Source organism: Roseofilum reptotaenium CS-1145, assembly GCF_028330985.1.
Taxonomy (GTDB): domain Bacteria; phylum Cyanobacteriota; class Cyanobacteriia; order Cyanobacteriales; family Desertifilaceae; genus Roseofilum; species Roseofilum reptotaenium.
The window spans coordinates 1-10940 of sequence record NZ_JAQMUE010000060.1 but is presented as its reverse complement, the minus strand read 5'-3'; the positions used below and the strand labels follow the sequence as shown (position 1 = coordinate 10940).

The 10940-nt window shown below is 45.5% G+C and carries 11 protein-coding genes, 2 tRNA genes and 1 pseudogene; 6 read left to right on the top strand and 8 right to left on the bottom strand.

The annotated features are described in order from the left end of the window. Positions 1-168: pseudogene (locus PN466_RS26290) on the bottom strand (VOC family protein); the annotation flags it as partial. Positions 169-188: 20 nt separating this feature from the next. Here PN466_RS26290 and PN466_RS09935 point away from each other — a divergent pair. The 3 genes from PN466_RS09935 to typA all read left to right on the top strand — a co-directional run bounded on the left by PN466_RS09935 (position 189) and on the right by typA (position 3547). Then, positions 189-965 (top strand): TIGR00297 family protein, encoded by a 777-nt coding sequence (locus PN466_RS09935; protein ID WP_271939228.1) that lies wholly within the window; start codon positions 189-191, stop codon positions 963-965. Positions 966-1037: 72 nt separating this feature from the next. Continuing rightward, the gene (locus tag PN466_RS09930) at positions 1038-1613 is read left to right on the top strand and encodes a Uma2 family endonuclease (protein ID WP_271939225.1); all 576 of its coding nucleotides are present in this window, start codon (positions 1038-1040) and stop codon (positions 1611-1613) included. A 143-nt stretch (positions 1614-1756) separates the two neighbouring features. Further along, positions 1757-3547 carry a translational GTPase TypA gene (typA, locus tag PN466_RS09925; RefSeq protein WP_271939222.1) on the top strand — a complete coding sequence of 597 codons (1791 nt, stop codon included), beginning with the start codon at positions 1757-1759 and terminating at the stop codon, positions 3545-3547. 152 nt (positions 3548-3699) lie between these two features. Here typA and rsmI read toward each other — a convergent pair whose 3' ends face one another. The 4 genes from rsmI to PN466_RS09905 form a co-directional block, all read right to left on the bottom strand. Beyond that, positions 3700-4521, bottom strand: coding sequence for a 16S rRNA (cytidine(1402)-2'-O)-methyltransferase (gene rsmI, locus PN466_RS09920; RefSeq protein WP_313898571.1), 822 nt, complete (start codon positions 4519-4521; stop codon positions 3700-3702). A gap of 68 nt (positions 4522-4589) precedes the next feature. Beyond that, a complete protein-coding gene (locus tag PN466_RS09915; protein WP_271939216.1) occupies positions 4590-5267 on the bottom strand; it encodes a response regulator transcription factor in 678 nt (225 codons plus the stop codon). Positions 5268-5311: 44 nt separating this feature from the next. Next, complete coding sequence (locus PN466_RS09910; RefSeq protein WP_271939213.1) at positions 5312-6187, bottom strand: alpha/beta fold hydrolase; 876 nt, start codon at positions 6185-6187, stop codon at positions 5312-5314. 5 nt (positions 6188-6192) lie between these two features. Next, positions 6193-6720 carry a DUF1269 domain-containing protein gene (locus PN466_RS09905; protein ID WP_271939210.1) on the bottom strand — a complete coding sequence of 176 codons (528 nt, stop codon included), beginning with the start codon at positions 6718-6720 and terminating at the stop codon, positions 6193-6195. 326 nt (positions 6721-7046) lie between these two features. On the opposite strand from PN466_RS09905, the gene PN466_RS09900 reads away from it, so the two are divergent. Then, on the top strand, positions 7047-7472 hold the full coding sequence (locus PN466_RS09900) for a GPW/gp25 family protein (RefSeq protein WP_271939208.1): 426 nt from the start codon (positions 7047-7049) through the stop codon (positions 7470-7472). 35 nt (positions 7473-7507) lie between these two features. Here PN466_RS09900 and PN466_RS09895 read toward each other — a convergent pair whose 3' ends face one another. Together PN466_RS09895 and accC are read right to left on the bottom strand one after the other, a co-directional pair. Next, positions 7508-8236 carry a DUF429 domain-containing protein gene (locus PN466_RS09895; RefSeq protein ID WP_271939205.1) on the bottom strand — a complete coding sequence of 243 codons (729 nt, stop codon included), beginning with the start codon at positions 8234-8236 and terminating at the stop codon, positions 7508-7510. A 161-nt stretch (positions 8237-8397) separates the two neighbouring features. Further along, a complete protein-coding gene (accC, locus tag PN466_RS09890; protein WP_271939203.1) occupies positions 8398-9741 on the bottom strand; it encodes an acetyl-CoA carboxylase biotin carboxylase subunit in 1344 nt (447 codons plus the stop codon). A gap of 140 nt (positions 9742-9881) precedes the next feature. Here accC and PN466_RS09885 point away from each other — a divergent pair. Together PN466_RS09885 and PN466_RS09880 are read left to right on the top strand one after the other, a co-directional pair. Beyond that, positions 9882-9962: transfer RNA gene (locus PN466_RS09885), tRNA-Leu, on the top strand. A gap of 321 nt (positions 9963-10283) precedes the next feature. Continuing rightward, positions 10284-10356 (top strand) — tRNA-Trp (locus PN466_RS09880). A gap of 151 nt (positions 10357-10507) precedes the next feature. On the opposite strand, the gene PN466_RS09875 is transcribed toward PN466_RS09880, so the two are convergent. Continuing rightward, positions 10508-10940, bottom strand: a 433-nt coding sequence (locus PN466_RS09875) for a hypothetical protein (protein ID WP_271939199.1), incomplete at its 5' end; no start/stop codon positions are given.

Here is a 10940-nt window from a genome sequence, read left to right as displayed (position 1 = left end):
TAATGGCTCATCGGTGACATGGGCAACTAACTGATGACCATACAAGTTTAGAATAAGAGCATGGCGCGATTCTCGACCCATTTGGCAGCCCAAACCCTCCACATAAAAGGCTTTGGTTTCTTCCAGATTTTGTACGGGAAACGCCAGATGAAATAACACGCTGTCCATAACCTAAACTTCTATCCTCAATGACTGATTTAACGATCTTCACTAATCCCTGGATGGTGGCCGTCATTCTAAATACGGTCTTATTAACCATTGTGGCATTCGCACCGAAAAAGTTGTTAACCCTTGCAGGAGTCATTCATGCTTGGGTTTTGGGAGTCCTCGTCTGGGGAACCTTGGGAGGACCGGGTTATGCAGTCGTTGGCTTTTATTTCTTAGTCGGATCGGGAGTAACTCGGATCGGTTTAGCCGAAAAAGAGGCCCAAGGTATTGCCGAAAAACGCTCTGGTGCAAGGGGGCCGGAAAATGTCTGGGGGTCTGCTTTGGTAGGGGCAGTTTGTGCTTTAGGTGTCCTGCTTATTCAGTACCAAGGGGGGCCAGATGAGCTAATTCCATGGTTGGGTTTAGCCTATGTAGCCAGTTTTAGTACTAAATTATCGGATACTTGCGCTTCCGAGGTTGGCAAAGCTTATGGAAAACGGACATTTCTAATTACTACATTGCAACCGGTAGCGCGGGGAACAGAAGGAGCAGTCAGTTTGGAGGGAACCTTAGCCGGGATGGTGGGGGCGATCGCTCTTGCCCTGGTCGGTTGGCTCGTAGGTCTGATTAGCCTCTTGGGTGTCCTCGATTGCCTGGTGGCGGCATTTTTAGCCACAAATGTCGAAAGTGTCATCGGAGCCACCTTACAGGAGAAAATAAGCTGGCTCACGAATGAATGGGTTAATATTATTAACATCACCTTGGGGGCAATCTTCGCCATTCTGTTAGGATTAAGCGTCCAAGCAATTAACAATTAATAATTATTCGGTAAACCCTTATTTTTGAGAATCAAACAGTTGATTATCAAACTTTCCCAAGGAGATAAAACGATGACAGCATTAGTTTTAAATACCTCAGAAACCATTCCCATTAGCCACGAACAATTCTATCAACTTTGTGCTGCCAACCGTGACTTGCGACTAGAACGAACCGCAAAAGGAGACTTAATCATTATGCCACCTACTGGAGGGGGAACTGGAAAACGGAACTCAGAGATTAACCTAGATTTGGGTTTATGGAATCGACAAGCTCAATTAGGAATTGTCTTTGATTCTTCCACTTGCTTTCAACTGCCTAATGGTGGAGATCGCTCCCCGGATGCAGCTTGGATACCCTTAGAAAAATGGGAAGTGCTGACTCCCGAACAGCAAGAGAAATTCCCGCCCATCTGTCCTGATTTTGTCATCGAACTGCGATCGCCTAGCGATTCCCTCAAACGTCTTCAAGATAAAATGCAGGAATATATGGATAATGGCACTCAGTTAGGCTGGCTCATTAACCCCCAAAACCGCCAAGTAGAAATTTATCGTCAGGGACAAGACAAACAAACTGTAGACCATCCTCCCACCTTGTCCGGAGAAAATGTTTTACCCGGATTTGTTTTAAATCTTCACTTGATTTGGTAAAGCAATTATCTCCCTATCCCCCCATCTCCCCATCTCCCCATACCCCCACCTTGCAGCCGGTAGAATAGAGAACTGAGGGTGCGGTGGCGGCGAATCATGTTAATATTGTTAAGAAATCTATAGTTAACCGCATTTAGGTATATATGTCTCTTCCCATTCGCAATGTTGCCATCATTGCCCACGTCGATCATGGTAAAACAACTCTTGTGGATGCTCTGCTCAAACAATCGGGTATTTTTCGCGAAGGGGAAGAAGTCCCCGATTGTGTCATGGATTCTAATACCCTGGAACGAGAGCGGGGAATTACGATTCTGTCTAAAAATACTGCTGTTCATTATAAAGATACCTTAATTAATATCGTTGATACCCCAGGCCACGCCGATTTCGGGGGCGAAGTCGAGCGGGTGTTGGGAATGGTTGATGGCTGTATCCTGATTGTGGATGCCAATGAAGGGCCGATGCCTCAAACCCGCTTTGTGCTGAAAAAAGCCCTAGAAAAGGGCCTGCGTCCAATTGTGGTGGTGAATAAAATAGACCGCCCGCAAGCCGATCCCCATGGGGCGGTTGATAAAGTCTTAGATTTATTTCTAGAATTGGGTGCAGATGACGATCAATGTGAATTTCCTTACTTGTTTGCCTCGGGAATTCAAGGGTATGCCAAGGAAGATCTAGAGACCGAAAGTCAGGACATGAAGCCCCTGTTTGAGTCTATTTTGCATCATGTTCCCCCTCCGGTAGGAGATCCGGATAAACCGCTACAATTGCAAGTTACGACCCTAGACTATTCTGAATATTTAGGTCGGATCGTGATTGGTAGAATTCACAACGGAACGATTAAAGCCAACCAACAAGCGGCTTTAGTCAAAGATGATGGCCAAATCGTTAAATCAAAAATCTCAAAGCTGATGGGATTTGAGGGTTTAACCCGTGTGGATATGGAAGAAGCTTCAGCCGGATACATTGTGGCTGTGGCTGGATTTAGCGATGCCAACATTGGGGAAACGATTACTTGTCCCAATGAACCTCAAGCTCTACCTTTGATTAAGGTGGATGAGCCAACGTTGCAGATGACGTTCTCGGTGAATGATTCGCCGTTTGCAGGACAAGAAGGAAAATTTGTAACTTCTCGTCAATTGCGCGATCGCCTCTTCCGGGAACTCGAAACCAATGTGGCGCTGCGGATCAATGAAACCAATTCCCCAGAATCCTTCCTCGTCTCTGGACGTGGTGAACTGCATCTGGGTATTCTCATTGAAACCATGCGTCGTGAAGGATACGAATTTCAGGTCTCCCAACCCCAAGTTATTTATCGAGAAGTCAACGGCCAACCCTGCGAACCTTACGAATGTCTGGTTTTGGATGTTCCGGAAGACTCCGTAGGCGGATGTATAGAACGCCTCGGCCAACGTCGTGGCGAAATGCAAGATATGCAAATGGGAGGCAACGGACGCGCTCAACTGGAATTTGTCATTCCCGCACGGGGTTTAATCGGGTTCCGAGGTGAATTTATGCGCCTCACCCGTGGTGAAGGGATTATGAATCATAGCTTTTTTGAGTATCGCACCCTAGGGGGAGAAGTGGAAACCCGTCGCAATGGGGTTTTAGTGGCCTTTGAAGAAGGAACAGCCACGTTTTATGCCCTCAAAAATGCGGAAGACCGGGGCTTATTTTTCATTACTCCCGGAACTAAGGTGTATAAAGGCATGATTGTGGGCGAACATAATCGTCCCCAAGATTTGGACTTAAATGTTTGTAAGACTAAACAGCTTACTAACATGCGCTCTTCGACTGGGGATGAACTGGTCCAATTGCAAGCTCCGGTGCAAATGAGTTTGGAGCGTGCTCTGGAATATATCGGTTCAAATGAATTGGTGGAAGTGACTCCAGAATCTGTGCGCTTGCGGAAAGTGAGCAAGAAACTGGCGAAACGTTAACTTGTAGAGATTGTAGGGGCGAAAAATTTTTCGCCCCTACAGATGCTCCCTTCGACTCCGCTCAGGGAGCGTCCCTCTCTCATCGTGTCTCCCTATTCCCCATTCCCTAGCACGTAGTATTCTACCTATTCCCTATTCCCTAGCACGTAGTGCTATAGCTCTAAGGCCATTTGGTACAATTTGCGTTTGGGAAGATTGGTTAATTGGGCTAAGTGGCGACTGGCTTGCGATCGCGACCATCCTTGCTCTAATAAGTCCGCTAATTCGGCTTTGAGTGCGGCTTCGGATAACTCCACATTACTGATATCTGCGCCAGCGACAACCAGGGTAAACTCTCCTTTGGGTTGATGTTCTTGATAATATTGGATAGCTTCGTTTAAGCTTCCGCGCCAAAACTGTTCATAGAGTTTAGTCAATTCGCGAGCAATAGTAATTTTTCGCTCTTCTCCACAAGTTGCACTTAAATCTTGCAGGGTTGCTTGCAAGCGGTGCGGCGCTTCATAAAGAATCACAGTGCGAGTTTCCGTTTTGAGCATTTCTAAACGCTGGTGACGGGATTTCCCTTTGGGAGGTAAAAAGCCTTCAAAACAAAAGCGATCGCTCCCTAACCCCGAAGCAGATAGAGCGGTTAACGCTGCATTTGCTCCTGGAATGGGAATCACATCGAATCCAGCCTTTAATGTAGCTTGAACTAACTCATATCCCGGATCGGAAATGCCGGGAATACCCGCATCACTAACTAAGGCGATCTCCTTTCCCTCTTGCATCAGTGCTAAGAGTTCCGGGATACGCTGCTGTTGATTATGTTCGTAATAGCTAATTTGCCGGGTTTCGATTTGGAAATGTTGGAGTAATTTACCCGTATGGCGAGTATCTTCAGCGGCGATCGCCTCTACAGACTGCAAAACCTTCACCGCGCGAAACGTCATATCCTCTAAATTACCAATGGGCGTTCCTACTATATATAATCTCATTTGTGTCATAGGGAATAGGCAATCTCCGCGTCTGGAGCGTCTGGGTGTTCCCCATTCCCCCATCCCCCTTAAGATTGATTTAATCCATGCTCGATCGCAAACCGAACTAGCTCAGTGCGGCTATTCGTGCCCGTTTTTACAAATAAACGGCTCACATACTTCTCCACATTTCGCACACTGGTTTCTAACCGGCGAGCAATTTCCTTATTCATCAAGCCTTCCGTCACTAAATTTAAAACACTTTGTTCTCTAGGCGTAAAATCAATTTGAATCGGGCTGGTTTGAGTCGATACCGTATTCCCTTGTTGCAGGATACCTTGAATTTGATTCAGTTGTTGTTTAATATCATCTAATTCGGTTGAACTACTCGCTGCTGCACGGCGTTCGATCAGATTTTTAACGATCGCTTCTAATTCTTCTGGATCAAACGGTTTAGGAAGATAAGCATCACATCCGGCTTGATAGCCTTGGATGCGATCGGAAGTCATCCCTTTAGCCGTTAAAAAGACCACAGGCATAGACTTAAATCGGTCATCTTCCCGCAACTGTTGCAGGAACTGATAGCCATCGACTTGCGGCATCATAATATCAGAAATCACCAAATCGGGCACAATTTGCTGGACTTTTTCCCAACCTTCAATGGCATTATTCGCCACTTCTACAGTAAACCCTGAATCTTCGAGATAAGCTTGTACCGCCTCCCGCAGTCCCGGTTCATCATCTACTAATAAGAGTTTTGCTGACATTGGCTTTTAATACAAGATCAATCCTATTTCTAGTGTAGCAAATTTCAGGAAGCGGTTAAAAACTCTAGTAATGCTTGTGCCGTTTCTTCAGGAGCTTCTTCTGGCAGAAAGTGACCGCAAGGTAAAGAAAATCCTTGAACATTCACCGCCCGTTCTCGCCAGGTTGCCAGCACATCATAGCACCGTTCCATCACTCCAAATTGTCCCCAAAGGATCAGTAAGGGGCACTGTATCCGTGTATCTAAGTCTGCTCGATCGTGTTCCAAATCAATGGAAGCGGCTGCACGATAATCTTCACAAGTACTATGAATCACATCTTTGTTGCTAAAACAACGGATATATTCGGCGATCGCCTCCTGGGAAAATCCCTCAAAGCGGTGACTCCATTGCCGTAACTTGCACGTTAAATAAAACGCTGGGTCTGATCCAATTAACTTTTCCGGAATTCCTGCGGGTTCAATCAGAAAAAACCAATGGGAATAAGCTGTGGCCAAGGTTTGATTAATCGTCTCAAAAATTGTTTTGGTGGGCACAATATCGAGTAAAGCCGCTTTTTGCACCCTTTCCGGATAATCCAAGAGTAAACGATGTAAAACCCTCGCTCCTCGATCGTGCCCTACCGCTAAAAACTGCCTAAATCCCAGTTGTTCCATCACTTCAACCTGGTCTTGGGCCATCGCTCGTTTAGAATAAGGAGAATGGCGATCGTCTGTTCTTGGATGACCACTATCTCCATACCCTCGTAAATCAGGACAAATAACCGTAAAATATTGGGCTAACTTTGGGGCAATTTCATGCCACATGACATAGGTTTGGGGATAACCATGCAACAGAAGTAAAGGGGGGCCTTGCCCCCCGATTACCAAATTGATATTAACCTCATCGGTGGTGATTTTATGGGGAGTAAAGTGTTCAAACATCAGATTTAGTCGTCTTTATCTAAAGCACTAATCATTTGTTCTTTCTGCTCTTTAGAAAAAGCTTCAGCCAGTTTTGCTTCATCTTCTTTTGACAAAGAAGTCCGCAAAACTTTAGCATTAAATTGGGTGAGTTGATCCATCACTTTGTCTTCTGTCCATTTCTGAATCAGTAGAAATAAAGCCGCGTGACCGGGTTCAATCGTTTGACCTACCTCTTTGATAAAGTTATCATCCACGCCATAGTCCGTTGCTTTGCCACTTAAAGCACCCGTAATTGCGCCAACAGCGGCTCCAAACCAAGGGACAAAAAACAGCAGTCCGATCAACATTCCCCAAAATGCACCGCCTAATGCACCGGCACTGACGAGATCAACTGCTTGGTCAATTTTGACTTTACCCTTGGCATTGCGTTTAACAATCGCAGCATCTCCTAGCTCAATCAGAAATTCTTTTTGTAATTGAGCCAGTTTATCCCGCATAGCATAAGCATCTGCTTCATTATCAAAGGCTAAGACGACTAGTTCGCTACTCATACAAACAACCTTGCTCTAGTAGGTAACACTTCAAAATTTAGGCTACTCTGGCTCACCTGACAAGCGTAAACTGTTAAAATTAGGGGCAAATTCATATAGTACTTCGCCCTCTAGCAATAGCTTATATTGCTTAGGATCTAAGGCGTAAAGCTGTACTCCATAAAAGAAAGAAACGCAGCATTGTAGCAGAGGAAGGGAGATTTAGGACACTTTCTATCGCTAGAGTGCCTATTGCCTATTGCCTAAAACCATAATCTAACTGTCTTAACCAACTCTTTCTCTGCTATACCTAATTCCCCCATTACTCGCGCACAGTCTAATAACCTATGGTCAATTCCTCTCCTTTCTCCAAGCAACGTCGTCCCTTTGTGGGTCAAGGGGTCTCCTTTCCGTTACAGGTGACTCGTCAAGGTAGTTTAGCTTTAAGTGCAGAAGATCTCAATATTCGCCAGTCGATGGTTATTATTCTGATGACTGACTTGGGTGAGCGGGTGTATCGACCCAATTTTGGCTGTCGGTTATCTGAATTAGCTTTTGCCCCCATGAATCAAGATACGTTAAGCCTGATGCGAATTTGGGTGCAAGAAGCACTGGAACAGTGGGAACCCCGAATTACGGTGATTAAAGTGCTAACGATTCCCCGTCAAGAAGAAGGTCGAGTTGACCTGATGATTCAATATGAAATTCGAGCTAATTACACTCAGCAGAGTATGGTGTTTCCGTTTTATTTAAAATCTGAAGAAGGTCAATAGTCAAGGGAGAATAGGTCATGTAAGAACATCAGATTTTACCCTGGGGTATCAGGTTGGGGGACGATGATATATCCAGAACTGAGGTCTCCAAGTACCCAGTTTTTTTCGGTTCCCCAATACCACCAATAAGCGCCGATATAGGCACAGATGAGACTATCGAGTTGATCTTCAACTGTTTTAAGGGCTTTTCCTGTTTCTGGGATATCGGGTAAATGAAGAACAGCCAGGGGGGGTTGGCGCTGGGGAAGTCGATCGCCGATAAACTTTCGCAGTTTAGATAATTCTAACCGGCGATCGCCCACCTTGCCTTTTTTGTACTTCAAAATCCGCTCTAGTCCAAATAAATTCACGATCGCTGGATGAGGATAGACTTCTATTTGATAGCGTCCGGGTTTTTGAGGCATGATATCCGGAGCATGGCTAAACCCTCGTGTGGCTAAAGATTCACCAAATCCGGTGGTACGCTCAGCAAATGGACGCTGTTGATTGGCAGGATAACATCCCGCATCGTACTTGCCGAAATAGCGATGGGTGAGGCGATCGCACAGACGCATTCCGGTTAAATTAGGAATTAGAGTTGGCGCATCTACGGCAATTAATCCAGGAGTTTCGGGGGGAACCTGGCGATCGATCCAAGCCAGAATCCGATCCAGGTCGATCTCTGTTGTTAAGTCTACCAGATGTAATTGTCCAGCGCTCCACTCTAAGCAACACAAACCGGTCGCTCCAGAGCGCCACCCTAAATCAATTCCCAGAAATTTCATACGTCAGGCAAGAGCAAAGTATCGTAGTGGACTATTTCATCTCAAACTAGATATTAGGTGGGACTTGTTGTAGCGCTAAAGCGCTACAACGAAGGAAAAGGTATAGGTAATTTCCTCCTCCTCTTTCCCCTCTTTTTTGAATGCACTATTTACCCTATTTTTTAACCAAAATACTGTTCAATAAAGTTAGTGTACACATTTCCTTCTAAGAACGCTGAAGCTTCCAGAATTTTCTGGTGAAATCCAATCGTGGTTGGTACACCTGTAATTGCACATTCTTGTAAGGCTCGTCTCATGCGACGGATCGCACTATCTCGGTCTGCACCCCAAACAATTAATTTACCAATAAGAGAGTCATAATAGGGGGGAATTTCGTAATCGGTATAGACATGGGAATCAAACCGCACACCGGGGCCTCCAGGAACGAGATAGCCACTGATGCGGCCGGGGTTAGGACGGAAATTATGATCGGGATCTTCGGCATTCACCCGACATTCGATCGCATGACCTCTGAATTGAACTTGTTTTTGGCTTAAGGATAGTTTTTCTCCTTGGGCAATGCGGATTTGTTCAGCAATTAAATCCAGTCCGGTCACCATTTCCGTAACGGGATGTTCAACTTGAATCCGAGTGTTCATTTCCATGAAGTAGAAATTGCCAGATTTATCGAGTAGAAACTCAATAGTTCCAGCTCCCGTGTAGTTAATCGAACGCGCTGCTTTAATGGCAGCTTCTCCCATTTTTTGTCGTAACTTCGGTGTTAGAGCGGGGCTGGGAGATTCTTCTAACAGTTTTTGATGTCGTCTTTGAATCGAGCATTCCCGCTCCCCTAGGTGAATGACATTACCGTAGGAGTCAGCTAAAATCTGAAATTCAATATGGCGGGGATTTTCAATAAATTTTTCTAGATAAACCCCAGCATTACCAAAGGCGGCTTCGGCTTCTCCTTGAGCGGCTCGGAACAGCTTAACCAGTTGGCTCTCATCCCGAACCAGGCGCATTCCCCGCCCGCCTCCCCCAGCGGTGGCTTTGAGCATGACTGGATAGCCAATATCACGAGCGACACAGATGGCTTCATGTTCATTGCTCAAGAGTCCATCACTACCGGGTACAGTGGGGACTTTAGCCTTTTGCATGGTGGCTTTAGCAGTGGATTTATCCCCCATGGCTCGCATGGCTTCTGGGGTGGGGCCGATAAAGGTAATTTGGTGATCGGCGCAAATTTCGGCAAATTTGGCATTTTCCGCGAGGAAACCATAACCTGGATGAATGGCGGTGGCGTTGCGAGTGAGGGCAGCAGCGATAATGTTGGGAATGTTGAGATAGCTTTTGTTGCTATTAGCCTCTCCAATACAGACAGCTTCATCCGCTAACTGTACATGGAGAGCCTGATGGTCTATGGTGGAGTGAACAGCAACGGTGGCAATGCCCAGTTCTTCACAGGTGCGGAGGATGCGAAGGGCAATCTCTCCTCGGTTGGCAATCAGGATTTTTGAAAAAGTCATCTTCCAGTTTTTGAGCATGATATATTCCGTTAGAATAGGAGGTTTAGGGGCCTTTCTGGAAGATCTTTTTTTCTAATGGGTGCGATCGCCGTTGACTTATGCTATTATAAGGATCTGTGAGCGATGCTCACCAATTGCAAGCGGATGTGGCGGAATTGGTATACGCGCACGTTTGAGGGGCGTGTGGCTTTGCCTTGCGAGTTCGAGTCTCGCCATCCGCATGAAATAAAGATGTTTGGGAGGCTGGCTATCTCTTGCTCGCAAGGCAAAGCCACACGCCCCTCAAACTCTTGTAAGGGAAAATCTACCTAAAATCTACCTAAACTCATTCTACACCACTCCAAAACAGTGCAGGGTAAATAGGTCATGTAAACCAAGGAAATCTATCCACAAAAGCATTGCCATAGAATACCATCAATACATCAGTCACCTGACCATCACATAAGCATCCCCTATGGATAAGTAGAGAACCATAAGATGTGGCGGGAAATACTATTTGATATGTATAATTGGAGGACTTAGGCTAATTCGAGTCAACCAGTGTGCCCTTAGTTCAGTTGGTAGAACGCAGGTCTCCAAAACCTGATGCCGGGGGTTCAAGTCCTCCAGGGTACGTTATCATCAACTTCATCGTTAGCCAGACTCATAACAAACCGGTACACCGTCCTAGCGTTTGGAGCCGGAACATCGATATCCTTCGACTCTCTCTCTAGAATGGCAACAATTTCTTTTACTTGAATGTATTTGCATACGGTGTATATTAACTCTATCCTACCTTCCCAGTACGCTCCAACAGCACGAAAAGTTCCTTGAAGGGATTTTCTCTCTCTATCTTCTGGTAATCCTTCGTAGACATAGGTACTGGAGTAGGGGTAGGGGTTGGCGATGGGGAAGTACCGAAATAAGCCATTACATCATTTATATTCCTCTCGGAAAGTGAGGAATCATACGTTAATATTTGCCGCACATCCACATCAACCCTATGCCAGGAATAAGACCCCAACCCTAACATAAGTTGGTCGGTAAAGCTTTCGTTTAGTTCGATATATACCCAGAAGCAATTATCAATTGGAGATAAATCAACTCCTCTGACATTGTCTCCTGTTAACGTTATGTTATTTCTTGATATCTTCTTGTAGGCTGTATACCAATTTATTGAAGAAGTGCCACCGAGGGCAGTGAATAAAGGAGAACTTTGT

What these genes read in the sequence shown, in the direction of transcription:
- PN466_RS09900 (WP_271939208.1), top strand. Translation starts at nt 7,047, where the DNA reads ATGGTCAATTCCTCTCCTTTCTCCAAGCAACGTCGTCCCTTTGTGGGT.
- PN466_RS09905 (WP_271939210.1), bottom strand. Translation starts at nt 6,720, where the DNA reads ATGAGTAGCGAACTAGTCGTCTTAGCCTTTGATAATGAAGCAGATGCT.
- PN466_RS09910 (WP_271939213.1), bottom strand. Translation starts at nt 6,187, where the DNA reads ATGTTTGAACACTTTACTCCCCATAAAATCACCACCGATGAGGTTAAT.
- PN466_RS09930 (WP_271939225.1), top strand. Translation starts at nt 1,038, where the DNA reads ATGACAGCATTAGTTTTAAATACCTCAGAAACCATTCCCATTAGCCAC.
- rsmI (WP_313898571.1), bottom strand. Translation starts at nt 4,521, where the DNA reads ATGAGATTATATATAGTAGGAACGCCCATTGGTAATTTAGAGGATATG.
- accC (WP_271939203.1), bottom strand. Translation starts at nt 9,741, where the DNA reads ATGACTTTTTCAAAAATCCTGATTGCCAACCGAGGAGAGATTGCCCTT.
- PN466_RS09895 (WP_271939205.1), bottom strand. Translation starts at nt 8,236, where the DNA reads ATGAAATTTCTGGGAATTGATTTAGGGTGGCGCTCTGGAGCGACCGGT.
- PN466_RS09935 (WP_271939228.1), top strand. Translation starts at nt 189, where the DNA reads ATGACTGATTTAACGATCTTCACTAATCCCTGGATGGTGGCCGTCATT.
- typA (WP_271939222.1), top strand. Translation starts at nt 1,757, where the DNA reads ATGTCTCTTCCCATTCGCAATGTTGCCATCATTGCCCACGTCGATCAT.
- PN466_RS09915 (WP_271939216.1), bottom strand. Translation starts at nt 5,267, where the DNA reads ATGTCAGCAAAACTCTTATTAGTAGATGATGAACCGGGACTGCGGGAG.